The 15,043-nt window shown below is 42.4% G+C and carries 17 protein-coding genes and 1 other annotated feature; of the genes, 1 reads left to right on the forward strand and 16 read right to left on the reverse strand.

The window, feature by feature from the left end:
• Positions 1-384 precede the first annotated feature (384 nt).
• The 6 genes from rpmA to NYE63_RS20225 form a co-directional block, all read right to left on the reverse strand.
• Positions 385-675, reverse strand: a complete 291-nt coding sequence (rpmA, locus tag NYE63_RS20200; protein WP_034308845.1) for a 50S ribosomal protein L27 — start codon at positions 673-675, stop codon at positions 385-387.
• A 12-nt stretch (positions 676-687) separates the two neighbouring features.
• Positions 688-1,020 (reverse strand): ribosomal-processing cysteine protease Prp, encoded by a 333-nt coding sequence (locus NYE63_RS20205; protein WP_101222784.1) that lies wholly within the window; start codon positions 1,018-1,020, stop codon positions 688-690.
• 13 nt (positions 1,021-1,033) lie between these two features.
• Complete coding sequence (gene rplU / locus NYE63_RS20210; protein ID WP_034308849.1) at positions 1,034-1,342, reverse strand: 50S ribosomal protein L21; 309 nt, start codon at positions 1,340-1,342, stop codon at positions 1,034-1,036.
• Positions 1,343-1,355: 13 nt separating this feature from the next.
• Positions 1,356-1,439, reverse strand: a sequence feature (ribosomal protein L21 leader region).
• A 75-nt stretch (positions 1,440-1,514) separates the two neighbouring features.
• On the reverse strand, positions 1,515-2,987 hold the full coding sequence (locus NYE63_RS20215; protein WP_342605831.1) for an Rne/Rng family ribonuclease: 1,473 nt from the start codon (positions 2,985-2,987) through the stop codon (positions 1,515-1,517).
• A gap of 42 nt (positions 2,988-3,029) precedes the next feature.
• The gene (locus tag NYE63_RS20220) at positions 3,030-3,896 is read right to left on the reverse strand and encodes a M50 family metallopeptidase (protein ID WP_063232836.1); all 867 of its coding nucleotides are present in this window, start codon (positions 3,894-3,896) and stop codon (positions 3,030-3,032) included.
• Positions 3,889-4,638 carry a M23 family metallopeptidase gene (locus NYE63_RS20225; RefSeq protein ID WP_342602450.1) on the reverse strand — a complete coding sequence of 250 codons (750 nt, stop codon included), beginning with the start codon at positions 4,636-4,638 and terminating at the stop codon, positions 3,889-3,891. The genes NYE63_RS20220 and NYE63_RS20225 overlap by 8 nt, the downstream gene beginning before the upstream one ends.
• A 257-nt stretch (positions 4,639-4,895) precedes the next feature.
• Here NYE63_RS20225 and NYE63_RS20230 point away from each other — a divergent pair, with 257 nt between their 5' ends.
• Positions 4,896-5,339: a S1 domain-containing RNA-binding protein gene (locus tag NYE63_RS20230; RefSeq protein ID WP_034308861.1), complete on the forward strand. Its 444-nt coding sequence runs from the start codon at positions 4,896-4,898 to the stop codon at positions 5,337-5,339.
• A 131-nt stretch (positions 5,340-5,470) separates the two neighbouring features.
• Here NYE63_RS20230 and minD read toward each other — a convergent pair whose 3' ends face one another.
• The 10 genes from minD to NYE63_RS20280 all read right to left on the reverse strand — a co-directional run bounded on the left by minD (position 5,471) and on the right by NYE63_RS20280 (position 14,965).
• The gene (minD, locus tag NYE63_RS20235; RefSeq protein WP_034308862.1) at positions 5,471-6,274 is read right to left on the reverse strand and encodes a septum site-determining protein MinD; all 804 of its coding nucleotides are present in this window, start codon (positions 6,272-6,274) and stop codon (positions 5,471-5,473) included.
• 2 nt (positions 6,275-6,276) lie between these two features.
• Positions 6,277-6,960: a septum site-determining protein MinC gene (gene minC, locus NYE63_RS20240; protein WP_342602451.1), complete on the reverse strand. Its 684-nt coding sequence runs from the start codon at positions 6,958-6,960 to the stop codon at positions 6,277-6,279.
• A gap of 116 nt (positions 6,961-7,076) precedes the next feature.
• Positions 7,077-7,595 carry a rod shape-determining protein MreD gene (gene mreD, locus NYE63_RS20245; RefSeq protein WP_342602452.1) on the reverse strand — a complete coding sequence of 173 codons (519 nt, stop codon included), beginning with the start codon at positions 7,593-7,595 and terminating at the stop codon, positions 7,077-7,079.
• Positions 7,592-8,464: a rod shape-determining protein MreC gene (mreC, locus tag NYE63_RS20250; RefSeq protein WP_309078061.1), complete on the reverse strand. Its 873-nt coding sequence runs from the start codon at positions 8,462-8,464 to the stop codon at positions 7,592-7,594. The genes mreD and mreC overlap by 4 nt, the downstream gene beginning before the upstream one ends.
• Before the next feature lie 136 nt (positions 8,465-8,600).
• On the reverse strand, positions 8,601-9,620 hold the full coding sequence (locus NYE63_RS20255) for a rod shape-determining protein (protein ID WP_034308871.1): 1,020 nt from the start codon (positions 9,618-9,620) through the stop codon (positions 8,601-8,603).
• Between the two features lie 149 nt (positions 9,621-9,769).
• Entirely contained in the window at positions 9,770-10,444 is a 675-nt protein-coding gene (gene radC / locus NYE63_RS20260) for a DNA repair protein RadC (RefSeq protein WP_053537324.1), read from the reverse strand.
• Between the two features lie 59 nt (positions 10,445-10,503).
• A complete protein-coding gene (locus NYE63_RS20265; protein WP_342602453.1) occupies positions 10,504-11,073 on the reverse strand; it encodes a Maf family protein in 570 nt (189 codons plus the stop codon).
• 193 nt (positions 11,074-11,266) lie between these two features.
• Positions 11,267-12,241, reverse strand: coding sequence for a hypothetical protein (locus NYE63_RS20270; RefSeq protein ID WP_342602454.1), 975 nt, complete (start codon positions 12,239-12,241; stop codon positions 11,267-11,269).
• Positions 12,242-12,548: 307 nt separating this feature from the next.
• Entirely contained in the window at positions 12,549-13,301 is a 753-nt protein-coding gene (locus NYE63_RS20275) for an A24 family peptidase (RefSeq protein ID WP_342602455.1), read from the reverse strand.
• A 374-nt stretch (positions 13,302-13,675) separates the two neighbouring features.
• Complete coding sequence (locus tag NYE63_RS20280; protein WP_342602456.1) at positions 13,676-14,965, reverse strand: folylpolyglutamate synthase/dihydrofolate synthase family protein; 1,290 nt, start codon at positions 14,963-14,965, stop codon at positions 13,676-13,678.
• Positions 14,966-15,043 lie beyond the last annotated feature (78 nt).

Below are 15,043 nucleotides of genomic sequence, written 5' to 3' on the forward strand. Positions count from 1 at the left end.
CACCCTGTGTTCTTTGGACGATGGTAGAGCCATTTGAACAAAAAAAGAGAATGGGCCTTATTTATGCACCAATTGGAGATATTATAGTTGAATTGGAGTGTCTATTTGGTTTAACCAAATCGGATGGATGAGTAATCTTGGATTTCCCCCCCTGAAAGTTTAAGAAAGCCCGCCGATTGGCGAGCCTTTTGTAAGTCAGAGGTTGTTTTCCTTATACTAATGACTAAAGTCTCCTGCAAACTGCTGGTTCGTTCTTATAGTATAAATAAAGGGCCGGACCCCTTCATCACTATATAGCATACCATTATTAAAAATGACGCGGTATATAGTGTCTTGTAGAAGGAATCAGACCCTTTTGAGTCAGCCTCTGTTCAAAGATGCCAATTATGCTTCTTGTGCAACTGGATATACGCTTACTTTTTTACGGTCACGTCCGAAACGTTCGAATTTAACAACACCGTCTACTTTAGCGTATAGAGTATCGTCTCCACCACGGCCTACGTTCTCACCTGGATAGATTTTTGTTCCGCGTTGACGGTAAAGGATAGAACCACCAGAAACGAATTGACCATCTGCACGTTTAGCGCCAAGACGCTTAGATTGAGAGTCACGTCCGTTCTTTGTAGAACCTACTCCTTTTTTCGAAGCGAAGAACTGAAGATTTAATCTTAACATTTGTTCCACCTCCTATTGGTTGAGGATAATTTTCATGTATTTACCATAATCACGTTCGATGGTTTGCAGCGATATGAGCATGCCGTTCAAAAGCAGCTGAACCTTCTCTTCCGATTCCGGCGAAAGATTCCCCGGAATGACGCAGCGAAGATAGCCGCCTTCTCTCCCTTGCTCAATCTCAGGCTCCACGTCCGTTAAGGACATGATCGCATTGACTGCTCCGAAGGAAACAGCCGATACACCTGCACAAACGATATCAGAACCTTTTTTAGCAAAATTAGCATGTCCGCTTAAGGTGAACGAAGCAATCCGTTCCTGCGGAGCATCAAATACAACTTTAATCATCTAGAATCAGCCCTTACGCGTTGATTGCTTCGATAACAACTTTTGTGTATGGTTGACGATGACCTTGTTTTTTACGATTGTTCTTTTTCGCTTTGTATTTGAAAACAGTGATTTTCTTTTGCTTACCTTGTTTTTCGACAGTACCTGTTACAGTAGCGCCTTCAACTAGTGGAGCACCGACTTTCACGTCTTCGCCACCTACGAATAAAACTTTGTCAAATGTAACAGTTTCGCCTGCTTCTGCGTTTAATTTTTCAATGTAAACCGCTTCGCCAGCTGCTACTTTAATTTGTTTACCGCCAGTTTCGATAATTGCGTACATACTTGCACCTCCTTAAATGTCTCAGACTCGCCAATCACAGGCGTTTTACCAGAAAGGCAAAAGCTTAAAACCTGTTGTTGAGCGGTTGTAGCACGGGTGCTACAAACATAACATTAAAATCCTAACATGAAACAGGAAAGGCTGTCAATATATTTATAAGAATTCCTGCTCTTCATCCGAAAGCCCGCCCGATTTCCTGAATGCTCCCGAAGCGCTTGATGGAATAGGTATTCCTCGTACCTGGGATAAAAGATAGGAATATCTTTTTAGCGATCAATTCCTCCAGTGTCTGCCGATATGATTCCTTTTCACCCAGCAGCACGTCCGCCACCGCTTTACTGACCTCCACCCAGACTGCTTCTTCATCCGTCTTCCTGTGTTCCAGCAGTTCCCGTTCCAACCGGAAGGCCACCGTTTCCGGGCTCTCGATTTTACCGCTTCCACTGCACACGGGGCAAGGCACCGACATCATTTCACTTAAAGATGGGGAGGTTCGCTTTCTCGTCATTTGTAAAATGCCCAATTCCGTAAAGCCGATGACCTGGATTCGCTTCTCATCCCTCACCGCTTCCTTTTTCACGATTTCGATGATTTCCTGCTCATGCCGTGAATTGTCCATATTGATGAAATCTATCAAGATGATTCCGCTGATATTCCTCAATCTCAGTTGACGGGCGACCTCTTTCGCCGCAGCCTGATTAACCGCAAACAATGTTGCTTCCTTCGCCACCTTGCCGGTGAACTTACCTGAATTGACATCGATTACGGTGAAAGCTTCCGTTTCTTCAAAAATTAAATATCCGCCATTCTCAAGCCAAACGATTTTCTTGGCCATTTTCTCAACTTGCGCTTCTACATTCCATTCGGAAAAAATATTCTTCGGACCAGATACATGGGATATTACCCACTCCTTACGGTTTTCCTGTATCCACTTTTTCAACTCCCGATAAGCCTCGAAATCATCGATGGCAAGTTCCCCGGTTGCGGTTCCCGACATTTCTGAAATGATCATGTCAAGGTATGCGTCCCTCTCATAGAGAAGCGACGGGGCCTTGAGGGAAGCAGCCTTTACTTCAAACCCTTTATAGAGCTCCCGCAATCCAGTTAGCCTGTCAAGGAAGACCGATTCACTTTCGTTCTCCATCGAGGTGCGGACAATCAATCCCTCATCAGGATTTTTATATTGCAAGGCCGTTTCCCGCCACTGCTTATGAAGTTCATCGTTTTTGAATTTCTTTGAAACACCAACATAATCTATTCCATGTATGTATACGAGGGAATCTGTTGAAAGCTCGATCAACCCAGTCAATTTAGCTCCTTTGGTGCCCGTTTCATCCCGAGTCACCTGAACTAGCAGCTTTTCTCCTTGATGGACAAATTGACCGATGGATGCTTTCCCATCACTTTTTTTTGTCAGCTGGAAAGAGGGAATCTCGTCACGGTGTAAAAAACCATTCTTCTCTGCACCATAATCTATGAAGACCGCATCCATTCCCGGTAACACCTTCGTCACCTTCCCAAGATAAATATTACCGACCGTACTGCGCTTTTGAGGCGGCATGATTTCAAGTTTACGTAAAACACCATTCTCAAGTACGGCCACTCTTTTTTCGCGTGAAGCTAGGTTCGCGATCATTTTTTTCATCAAAAAAAATCCTCTCCTCAATTTGAAGAAAGGATAACATATTTAATAAGAATATAATAGGTCGCCGATTTTCCCGTTTGTCATTTTCTCTGAAAAATAAGCATGAAGGATTTCCGTTTCATCCAACGAGCCGCTCTCTTTCCCGTTTTTCATGATGATGACGGGGTGTTTACAGCCGCGTTGAAACAGTTCCAGCACTTTATAAATCGGTTCTTGTGAATCCACCGAAATCGGCTTCAGTTTCGCCAAATCATTCGTATGCCCGTAATGGCGCTGCAAAAGAAAGCGGATGAACGCATAGTATCTCTGCCGCCATTCCATGACGAGTGAGAGACTTATGAAAAAGATGATGAGCCAGATGTTCAAATTGAGCGGATCCAGAATGAGCCAGGTCAAAAAAGCCAGGACAGCGAATACTGCAGAAAAGTGAAGTGTATGTTTCTGCGCTTCCAGAAAGGTGCAGTATAGGGATACACCGATGAATAGCAGCCGTCCCCCGTCCAAGGGCCAAATTGGCAGCAGATTAAAAATCAGCAGCATAAGATTCATATACAAAAAGGGCTGATACAGCTCATATGGGATAATAGTAAAGAAATAGAGCAAAAAAGCTGCACCAATGAGCCAAACATGTTGAAGCGGACCGGCAAGCACCACCGCCAAATCCTCCTTCAAACTCTTATTTCCGTACTCCTCGGTCTCGACAGCCCCACCAAAAGGAAGCAGCTGGATTGACTTTATCCGCCATTTGAAGTGCTGGGCACAGACTGCATGCCCCATTTCATGAATGAAGACGATGAGCAACAGCATCATCACTTCAATGAAATGGGCAGTGAGGATGGCGATACCAATTACAAACCACAATGTCGGGTGCACCCTGATTTTAAACAGCAATTTCCCATATTCACTCAAAGGAAATCACCTTTTTGGGATCAACGAAAGCATCATTTTCTTTTATCGCTAAATAAAATCTGCCCTTGGATCCATCTTCACTTAGTGTAACCTGTCCGACTTCATTGCCCTTTTTAACGAACTCATACAATTTCACATCAATTCCTTCCAGCTGCCCATACCAAGATTCACTTTTATTGGCATGCTGAATGACGACAGTCTTTCCAATCCCCTCCTTTTCACCAGCAAAAATGACTACCCCTTCATTGACGGCCTCGACCTTTGAGCCTTTGCTCGTTTCTAATATGATTCCCTCACCGTTCGTCTCGAAGGTTTGGGTAATCTTCGCAGAAGCTGGCATTGCATATTCTTCATTCGAATCAACAGTTTCCTTATTGGCTTCATTCGGTAAAAAAGCGATCGGTTTACCAAACGCACTTTCATACCAGTTGGAGATTGAAGCGAACTGAAATTCCTTGTTCATGTTCTCCGTGACAAAACTTCTGGCAGGGTCCAGCCGCACAGAAGGGTGTTTGAACATCACCGCGATAATCAGGAACAGGCATACACTGGCAAGGATTTTAAAGAAAAAATATTCTTTCTTGAAGAGCGGATGATCTTTCTCGGAATACCCGTTATATGAATCAATCCCATATGGTTCCTCATTGTTGATCTCCGTCCAACTACTGCTTCCTGCCGGTTTATCATTAAACTTACGTCTCTTGGCAATACGATTGCGGATATCTTTCCTGCGATCATCCATTCCAGATTTCCCCCCTGCTCATGTCAAAGCGCTATATTACAACGTATGAGCAACTTGTCCGGACTATGACGGAGAAAATATTTTCTTTCTGCACATCCCTGAAAAAATTTTTTCAATGAAAAATTCACCGGAAACTTATGAATTTCCAAGGAGATTCGGGCATCGATTCAGAAAATCGAATAATTGAGATTGATATTGTTCCTCTGAATTTGTTATAATAAAGTGGTTTTAACATTATTGAGGGGGAACATTTTTTTATGTCAATCGAAATAGGCAGCAAAGTACAAGGTAAAGTAACAGGTATCACTAATTTTGGAGCATTCGTAGAATTACCAGGAGGCTCAACAGGTCTTGTGCATATCAGTGAGGTAGCAGATAGCTATGTAAAAGACGTAAATGACCATCTTAAAGTAGGCGACCAAATTGAAGTAAAAGTGATTAGTGAGAAAGACGGAAAAACTGCCTTGTCCATCAAAAAGGCTATAGATAGACCCGAAGGGCAAACCTCTTCTTATACCAAACGCCCACCACGCCAAGGGGATAGCCGTTCTAAAGATTTTCGTTCAAAAGGTAATTTCCAACCAAAGGAAAATTTCGAAGATAAAATGGTTCGCTTTTTAAAGACTAGTGAAGAAAATTTATCGACTCTTAAACGCAGCACTGAATCAAAACGCGGTGGCAGAGGCGGAAGACGCGGATAACCCGCTGGATTTTAGCATATTGAACAGGCAAGCCAATATATGGCTTGCCTTTTTTTATTTACATGAAGTTCCGTGCGCAAAAAAAAGCGAGGGCATCAAATGCTCCCCGCTTCTTGACATGAAATATAGATTTACCGCACGCTAAAGAATTTTTTCAATTTGGACATGAATCCCTTTGGTTCGCTGCCAATTGGAGTCAAGGGCACAGATTCACCAAGGATCCTTCTGGCAATGTTCCGATAGGCAAGCGAAACTCTATTGTCCGGATTATAGGCAATGGGTTCCTTTTTATTCGCTGCCACTATGACTTGGTCATCATCAGGAATGACGCCGATCAAATCAATCTTAAGAAAATCGGCAACTCCATCGATATCCATTTCTTCATCCTCATGAAGCAAATGGCCGCGTATCCGGTTAATGATCAATTGAGGCGGTTCAATATGCTCTTCTTTTTCAAGCAGGCCAATAATACGGTCAGCATCCCTTACAGCCGGTCTCTCTGCAGTCGTAACGATGATCGCCTTGTCTGCCCCAGCTATGGCATTCCTGAAGCCCTGTTCAATGCCTGCAGGGCAATCAATTATGACATAATCATAGTCAGGCTTCATATCGCTTATGAGTTTCCTCATCTGCTCTTCATTCACCACTGTTTTATCACTATTTTGCGGAGCTGGAAGCAGATAAAGCAAATCCTCGAAATGCTTATCTTTAATAAGTGCTTGATGTATCTTACAGCGCCCTTCGACCACATCGACCAAATCATAGATGATGCGATTCTCCAATCCCATGATCACATCCAAATTCCGAAGACCAATATCCGTATCAATCAAGCAAACCTTTTTGCCTAGAAGAGCTAAAGATGTTCCTAAATTGGCGGAGGTGGTCGTTTTCCCGACACCACCCTTACCGGATGTTATAACTATTGCCTCTCCCACGATTAGAGACCCCCTTCTAATCTATTTAAATTAGGTCTATATTTCTTTAAGACTTGCAGTTTTTCTATTATGATATTTTCATCTTCATCCATGAAGGCACATTCCAGGTCATGTCCCCATTTCGTATATTGGTCAGGAGATAAATTCACTTGTCCGGCAATGCGCAGCTGTGCAGGCTTCATGACGGAGGCAGCTATAATTGCCTCATTATTCCCTTTATATCCGGCATGGGCTATTCCCTTGAGCTGTCCCATGATATATATGTTGCCACCCGCACGAACCGTTCCGTCGGGGTTGACATCCCCAATTAGAAGTAAGTCTCCGGGAACTTCAAAAACCTGTCCCGACCTTATCACCTTGGTCACGGTCGTCACTTGGTTTTCATCTTTCCATCGTTTCGCTTCATCCTTCGTCAGGACATTCGAAATCATCTCATCTACGGAAAGCTTCTTCTTTTTATGGATGACCTCTTTAATCTTTTCTTCTTGTTGTTCATCAAGATAGCGGTTCCCTGTATGTACTTTTACGGAAATGGACGGGTCATTTTCTTGAAACTGATAGTTTGCCGAAAGCTTCACTTCTAACTCTTTCAATAATTCGGAAAATGAGCAAGAATCATCGAGATGAAGCATAAACCCGTCTTTTGTTCCCTTAATCATGACATTTTGCTGAATTCTTTTATTCATGACGTTTGTTTCACCTCAATGAAATATAATTCGACATAGGAAAACAAATTTCCTTTTTCTACGTACACGGAAAAGAGAAAATACATTTCTCACCTGCTTCTTAAGACACAGGAACGTTATTCCGTTTCACCTTGCAAATCAAGCTTTTCAATCATTCTCTTTAAAGGATAGCAGCTGATAATAATGAATGCGAGATTCAATAATAATGTCGGAATCAATCTCCGTTCCGCAAATTCACCAAATCCCATATCTGCAAATGATAGGATGATATTCATCTGAAAGATGACAACCTCTAAAACTGCCGTGGATAAAAGCGCAGTAAGGCAGGCAATCAATATATTATTTTGCAGGATTTTCATGCTTTTCGAAATCAGATAGGCAAGAAAAGGCAGCAGGAACATGTAAATCCCAAGGATTTCGGTATATACAACATCATAAGTCAATCCAAGAATCGCCCCATAAAGCATACCCATTTTCCTGGACCCGTACATGGTCAGGAAAAAAACGAAAATCATCATGAAATGGGGCACGAGGATTTTATCGGCCCCGAATGCATCGCCAGCGAACATCTGGGCGAAGATGCTTTCAAAAACAAAAAAAACCAAGGCTATAAAAGAAAGGATGAAATATCTCACTCAGCTTCATCCTCCCCTTCACTTTCTTTCGATACACCGTCCACTTCGCGCTGAACGACCATAACATTATTAATATCATAAAAATCCGTCGAAGGTTCAATATATGCGGTCTGGTTCAATCCATATTGATCCACTTTGACATCGACAACTTTACCGATCAGCAGACCTTTCGGAAAGATCCCTCCATAACCGGAAGTGATGACCAATGAATTTTTCTTGATCTTTTTATCATATGGAATCCGTTTCATCAGTAAAAGGTTCTTCTTATCATCGAATCCTTCAATCAAGCCATATGCTTTATCATCACCTTGAACGATCGCCGAGACACGGTTAGCTTTATCGATCGAACTTAAAAGTTGAACCGAGGCCGTGAAATCCGTCGCTGATTTCACCTTACCGACTAGCCCATTGGACGTGATGACAGCCATGTTTTTTTCTACCCCATTACGTTTCCCTTTATTAATCGTCAGCATTTCATGCCAGCGGTCGGGATTACGTCCAATGACCGTCGCCTGAGTGGGCGAATACTTCCGCAGGTCATCTTCTTTTTTGAGGTTATCGCGAAGTTCTTCATTTTCTTCCTTTAAATCTTGGACTTGGGTTTTCAATAATACATATTCATCCAAGCGGGCTTTTAATTTTTTGTTTTCATCGTATGTATGTTGAAGGTCTTTTAAGCCCCCTACAAAACCTGTTATACCCGATACTGGCTTATTAAACACATTTCCGACCCAGCCTGTCGTATCTTTCAGGAATTGCTCCGGCCAAGTCAACTCTTCTCTCTCCCTTAATGAAAAACCGATCAATGCCACGAGAACGATAATACTAACGAGCAAGAGAAGGAGCTTTTTATTAAAAAACTGTGGCATGGTGATTACACCTCTATCTAAAATTTACTCTATGGTCTTAAACTTACACTATGGATTTAATTAAACAGCAAAACATAAGAAAAACCGGCTCAAAATTGCACCTTTTGTTGAGCCGGCCCTATTTGAGAAGTATTGCTTATCGCGAATCTCTTGATTTAGTCTTGAATAAATGAATGTGATCCAGCGCTTTTCCCGTTCCGATTGCAACACAATCCAGTGGATTTTCAGCGATGATCACCGGCATTTGCGTTTCTTCACTGATCACTTTATCCAAATTGCGCAGCAAAGCACCCCCGCCTGTCAATACAATGCCTCTGTCCATGATGTCAGCGGCTAATTCAGGTGGTGTTTTCTCTAAAGTGTTTTTCACGGAATCCACAATTGCAGAAACTGTGTCGCTTAATGCTTTGGATATTTCCTCAGCTGTAATTTCGATCGTTTTCGGTAATCCAGTCAATAGGTCACGGCCGCGAATTTCCATGTTTTCTACGCCTTCCGTGTCTCCAGCAGAACCAATTTCCATCTTGATCGCTTCAGCAGTACGCTCACCGATCATCAAATTGTAGTTCTTACGGATGTAAACGATAATGGCATCATCCATTTCGTCACCGGCAATACGGATCGATTGGCTTGTAACGATACCGCCAAGGGAAATGATTGCCACTTCCGTCGTTCCTCCGCCGATATCAACGACCATGCTGCCTGTAGGCTCCCAAACAGGAAGGTCCGCACCGATCGCTGCTGCAAACGGTTCTTCGATAGGATATGCGTCACGGGCTCCAGCTTGTCTAGCTGCATCGATGACTGCACGCTGCTCAACTGCCGTAATTCCAGAAGGCACACAAATCATGACATATGGCTTGTTGCCGAATACGCCCTTCTTTTGAGCTTCCTTCATATAATACTTCATCATGGTAGCCGTCGTTTCATAATCGGCAATTACTCCATCCTTCATCGGGCGAAGGGCAACCACGTTACCAGGTGTACGGCCGATCATGTTTTTCGCATCGTTTCCGACTGCAACGATTTGCTTTGTATCTGTTTGCACAGCTACAACCGATGGTTCACGTACTGCGATACCTTTCCCTTTCACATAAACAAGCGTATTCGCCGTTCCTAAATCAATCCCTATATCTCTAGCGCCAATTCCAAACATTATGGTATCTCCCTTTCGTAAACAAAAATGCCTTTTTTATAAGTTCAAATAATAATTTGTCGTTTTTTGACAATAAGAGTTTTGAAAAAGTTTCCTCTTTTAAAAATCATAAACAATATTATATCGTATCGTCAAAAATTTTGATAGTGTCATAAATAACCTTTTTCCTTCAAACTAACATATTTATGTTCCCCGATGATGATATGGTCCAATACTTCAATCCCGATTATTTTACCACATTCGACCAACCTTTTTGTCACTTCAATATCTTCTCTGCTGGGAGAGGGGTCTCCGGAGGGGTGGTTATGAAGACAGATGATAGAGGCAGCGGACCTTTTGAAAGCCTCTTTAAAGACCTCGCGCGGATGCACGATCGAGGCATTGAGGCTGCCGATGAATACCGTAGTTTTTTGAAGCACTTGATTTTTCGTATTTAAATAGAGACAGACGAAATGTTCCTGGGATAAAAACCGCATTTCTTCCATGCAATAATTGGCTCCATCTTCAGGAGATCGAATCACATAACGGTCTTGATCATTCAAATTGTTAATTCTCCTGCCAAGTTCGACAGAGGCCAGGATTTGAATCGCTTTTGCTTCACCAATCCCTTTAATAACGGTCAGTTCTTCCACTGAGGCTTCTTTTAGCAGGCGCAGGCCCTTGAAGGAATTGATGAGCCTGCCGGATAATTGCAGGACTGATTCTTCCCTTGATCCCGTTCTCAATAGCAAAGCGAGCAATTCCTGATTGGAAAGACTTTGCGGTCCGTCCTGCAGAAACCTTTCGCGCGGCCTCTCTTCTTTCGGGTAATCCCGTATTAACATTTTTTCGCTCAAAAAATCAACCCTTCCTTAGAAAAGGGAAGATGCCAGAGGAAATCAGATTATCCTAACTCTTCCTGCATCGCTTTAAGTTCCCGGGCCAGTCTTGAGACCGGAAGCCCGACGACTGAGAAATAGTCCCCTTTGATTTGTTCGACAAGAAGAGACCCGTATCCTTGAATCCCATACCCGCCAGCTTTATCAAAAGGTTCACCGCTATCCAGATAACGTTCGATTTCAGTTTCTGGCAGCTCCCAAAATGTCACTTCCGTTTTTTCTGCGAATACTCTGCGATGCTTGCCGAATAGGATGGCGACACCTGTGTATACTTCATGTGTCCGTCCTGATAACATTTCCAGCATTCTTTTTCCATCCGTCCGGCTTGTCGGCTTACCCAATATCTCACCATCAAGGACAACAACGGTATCCGAGCCGATTACCCAGCTTTCCTGAAATTTTGCTGCGATGGCTTCCGCTTTACGGGAGGCCAGTTCTTTCACCGCTGCATCAGGCAACATGTTTTCATCAATACTTTCATCGACATTGGAATTCATGCTTTCAAAGGGGATTTGAAGAAATTGTAGAAGTTCTTTACGACGTGGTGATGAAGAAGCTAAAATCAATGGCTGCATAATATAAAAGTCACCTTTCTTTACATAGGGAGATACATATCTATCCTATCAAATTATGATGCAATCCACAATTATTCTTTACTAGGAATCGACAAATGCCTGTAAGTATTTCCCGGAAAATAAAAAAGGTGTCACAGATGATTTCATATTGGGGAGCTTGTCCCATTAGGCAGCCCCCCCTTTTTTTCTCTACTTAACTCGATATATTTTGGAAATTCAATAAAAAATCAAGCAGACTTTCCTGAGCCTGGAATAGCTTTTCTTCATTTTTGGAAGTCTCATATTCCTCAATTGACTTAGCGGCAGCAGTAAGGTCATCGTTCATATTCGAAAACTCCGGCGATAATTTCCCCGCCTTCAGTTCATCCATATTTTTTTTCAGGGTTTCTTCGCTTACCGTCCCTTCCTTTCCACGAAGCTTTGTTGCGGATGCTTCTGCCAACGAAGCATATACTGTCTTCATCTTGTCGAGGGTTTTCTCATCTTCTTCGCTTGTCCCAGCAGCTTCAAAATTGATTTCCTTCCAATATACGTCCACATCATAGGACTTTAAGAACAAGGCCAGCTCCTTACTTGCAACTAGACTCTCTGCCGATCCCAAGAATAGATAATAGCTGTCTTCCAATTTAAAAATTTCAGCAGGAACCTGCTTTTCAATGATTTTCTTTTGTATTTGCCTTGCCGCATCCTCGCTGCTGAATACTCCTCCCTGTACAAGGAATGTCTTCAGCTGGTTTCCTGGTTCAGTCACTGCCGCTTTTTTATCCTCAACAGTGGCTTCCGTTGGAATCGAGGGCTCGACCGAAGATACTTCGGCTTTTTCCTTTGTTATTGTTTTAACGGCGATCAAGCCAAGAATCGACCCGAAAAAAACAGCACAAATGACAGCGATCATGAATGTCTTGATCGGTCTTTTATCCAAACTTTTCAGCGAACTGGTACTAAAACCGATGAGCTTAGGCATTTTCTTCTTTGGAGGTGTGGGAACCAATACGATTTTGTTTTCGTTTGAATCCTCAGGGAGTATCCATTCGAAACTCTCATCTGCGTGTTCCTGCTCCTGCTCCTTACTCGCCGCCTCTTGACTTTCAATCTTTTTATCGTCAAATACTTTTTCTTCCCCATTTATTTTAATCGTTAGACCCTTGCTTTGTTCCGGCTTGCCCAATTTTTTTCCTCCCCTCCAGATCATTTTTTTCATCCTAACATAGAGGTAAAAAAAAATAACAAGACTTTTGTCGTCTTGTCATTAATAGGTTTCGTCAAATTTCCCTATTCATATATGGGTAACCAAAAAAGAATTCCAGGTACTGGTACTTCTGGTTCATAAACCATTCAATATCGCCTCTCACCAATTACATGCATTCCTCTATCATGTCATCTTCACTTGCGGCCAATTGGGGATAGTTCCCTACTGCGCTATTGTTCAGGTGATTTGTGACAAATTCCTCTTGGATCAGGATGGTCCTTTAAGCTCATCTTAAAAAAGTTACATACCAATGTAAAAGGGAATCGCCCCAAAAATAAGCAGTCAATGTCCCAAAAACGATATACGGTCCGAAAGGAATAAGTGTTTTCTTTTTTAGGATTCCGGTCAGCAACCCGATGATGCCAAAGAACGCCCCATAAAAGCACGCAAAAAGGAACGATAACAGCACCATCTTCATTCCCAGTACAAAGCCAATCACTGCAAATAGCTTGATATCACCGCCACCCATGCCACCCTTACTCACGACAGCGATTAATAACAGCAGGCTAAAGCCAACCGCTGCCCCGAAAATTGAATCCCACCAGGGTGACAGCGGAAATGAGACTCTTAAAACGATAAAAATCACCGTAAAGAAAAGCAGGATTTTATCAGGTATGAGCATATAGGTGACATCAGTCACGAAGATGATCATAAATAATGAAATCAATGTCCAGCCAATCAAGAGTTCGTTCGACCAGCCAATGAATATGGGAGCAGAGGCAAACAACACACCGGTCAGCATTTCCACTACCGGATAAAGGGGGGAAATCCTTGTTTTACAGCCCCGGCATTTTCCGTCTTGCAACATGTAAGAAATAACCGGTATCAACTCGAAGAATGTTAATGTTCGCCCGCAAGAAGGGCAGGCGGAGCGACGATTCGCAAATGAATGACTGGCTGGAACACTTAATCCGACAACGTTAAAGAATGAGCCTAAAATTAAGCCCAAGACGAAGAGATAGATATGGATAACCATCATTTATACAAAGTGCTTGAGGATTCGATTGCCTTGCTTTGAAACCCTAATATAAAAGTTCCTTCCACTATGTAATGAACACTTGGGTTCTTCATGATTATTCATTCCTCCCGTCTTTTTATTAAGTAGATCCTACTATTCATCCGTCATATAGAATCAATATATAAGCATATTTTAACAAATATACTTGGTGATTTGTTATCAATCACTCTATTAGAGTTTTTTCTTTTCAAGAGAATCTGTTAACAAGAGAAAAGGACCTTTAAAAAGGTCCTTTTCTCTTGTTAAGTTGATCATTCACTAGTTCTCTCTGCATAATAGAAGGAAAGATAATTAATCCGCAAGTAAGGCACATCCCTCACCACTCTAGAAAAACGTCAAACATTTCCTCTGATCAGGAACTCCCTCACAAGTGAAAGGAAATGAAGGGACCCTGTGATGACAAGAATCTCTTTTTCCCCCGTTTTCCTTCTGCCTTCCGTTATCGCCGCCTGCCAATCCTTGTTTAAGCTTTTATTTGGATGACTGCATTTTTCATATAGCGTTTTCGCATCCGCCGCCCGTTCATGGTCGAATTCGGTAATGATGATTTCCATCGCTTCCGTTTCCAATCCATGAAGCATCTCGGAAAAATTTTTATCTTTAAATGAACTGAATACGAATCGGTATTTATAGTCGGGGTAATGCACTTTTAGCGTTTCCTTCAGTACGTCGATGCCGGCAGGATTATGGGCACCATCAATGATCACCAACGGCTCATCCGATATTTTTTCAAAGCGGCCATCCCATTTCGCTTCCCCTATTCCTTTAATTATGCTTTTTTCATCGATATTTTCCATTCCTAGTGTAACAGCAGCAATGGCCAGTGCCGCATTCTCCATTTGATGACGGCCTAACATCCGCATTTCTACATTTTCGATGGATCTGTCGGCAAGCGAAAATGAGAAACTTTGCCCTTGTTCACTTTGCTTTATATTGCCTACATGAAAGTCTTTACCTAATTGGTAATACGGTACGCCTAATGATGACGCTTTTTCTTCAATTACTTTTGCTGGTTCCCCAGCTGTTACTCCGCTGATAATCGGTGCCCCGCTTTTAATGATGCCCGCCTTCTCAAAAGCAATTTCCCCAAGTGTGTTACCCAGGATGTTCGTATGTTCCAAAGAAATCGAGGTAATGATCGAAAGAAACGGCTGGATGACATTCGTTGTATCAAGCCTGCCTCCCAAACCGGTTTCCATCAAAACCAAATCCACTTCCTTTTTGCTAAAATAAGAAAATGCCATCGCAGTCAAAATTTCGAACTGAGTGGGACCATTCCCCTTACTGTCCATCTCTTGGATGATCGGCCAAAGCTCCCGGAAGACAGCGATAAAATCCTTATCGCTGATTTCATCCTCATTTATCTTCAGCTGTTCATTCATCCGTATTAAATAAGGCGAAGTGAAGGAAGCGACCCGAATCCCTTGTGCAAGCAGGATTTCTTTAATATATTGCAGTGTTGATCCTTTCCCGTTGGATCCTGCAATGTGAATATACTTTAGCGCCTTGTGCGGGTCACCTAATTCAGTTAACAATGCTTCCATCCGTGATAGGCCAAAATTCATGCCCAATTGAACTTGGCGCCGTTCAAAAAAATGATTGATTTCTTTCATGGTTGTTACCATTATCGTTGAGCCTCCTCTTTCTTTATACCGCTCTTATGCGTTAAGATTATTTTATCAATATATGAACGATTAACCTAG

This window comes from Peribacillus sp. FSL E2-0159, assembly GCF_038643155.1.
GTDB classification, from domain to species: Bacteria; Bacillota; Bacilli; order Bacillales; family DSM-1321; genus Peribacillus; species Peribacillus simplex.

What these genes read in the sequence shown, in the direction of transcription:
- rpmA (WP_034308845.1), bottom strand. Translation starts at nt 675, where the DNA reads ATGTTAAGATTAAATCTTCAGTTCTTCGCTTCGAAAAAAGGAGTAGGT.
- NYE63_RS20205 (WP_101222784.1), bottom strand. Translation starts at nt 1,020, where the DNA reads ATGATTAAAGTTGTATTTGATGCTCCGCAGGAACGGATTGCTTCGTTC.
- rplU (WP_034308849.1), bottom strand. Translation starts at nt 1,342, where the DNA reads ATGTACGCAATTATCGAAACTGGCGGTAAACAAATTAAAGTAGCAGCT.
- NYE63_RS20215 (WP_342605831.1), bottom strand. Translation starts at nt 2,987, where the DNA reads ATGAAAAAAATGATCGCGAACCTAGCTTCACGCGAAAAAAGAGTGGCC.
- NYE63_RS20225 (WP_342602450.1), bottom strand. Translation starts at nt 4,638, where the DNA reads ATGGATGATCGCAGGAAAGATATCCGCAATCGTATTGCCAAGAGACGT.
- NYE63_RS20230 (WP_034308861.1), top strand. Translation starts at nt 4,896, where the DNA reads ATGTCAATCGAAATAGGCAGCAAAGTACAAGGTAAAGTAACAGGTATC.
- minC (WP_342602451.1), bottom strand. Translation starts at nt 6,960, where the DNA reads ATGAATAAAAGAATTCAGCAAAATGTCATGATTAAGGGAACAAAAGAC.
- mreC (WP_309078061.1), bottom strand. Translation starts at nt 8,464, where the DNA reads ATGCCACAGTTTTTTAATAAAAAGCTCCTTCTCTTGCTCGTTAGTATT.
- NYE63_RS20255 (WP_034308871.1), bottom strand. Translation starts at nt 9,620, where the DNA reads ATGTTTGGAATTGGCGCTAGAGATATAGGGATTGATTTAGGAACGGCG.
- radC (WP_053537324.1), bottom strand. Translation starts at nt 10,444, where the DNA reads ATGTTAATACGGGATTACCCGAAAGAAGAGAGGCCGCGCGAAAGGTTT.
- NYE63_RS20265 (WP_342602453.1), bottom strand. Translation starts at nt 11,073, where the DNA reads ATGCAGCCATTGATTTTAGCTTCTTCATCACCACGTCGTAAAGAACTT.
- NYE63_RS20275 (WP_342602455.1), bottom strand. Translation starts at nt 13,301, where the DNA reads ATGATGGTTATCCATATCTATCTCTTCGTCTTGGGCTTAATTTTAGGC.
- NYE63_RS20280 (WP_342602456.1), bottom strand. Translation starts at nt 14,965, where the DNA reads ATGGTAACAACCATGAAAGAAATCAATCATTTTTTTGAACGGCGCCAA.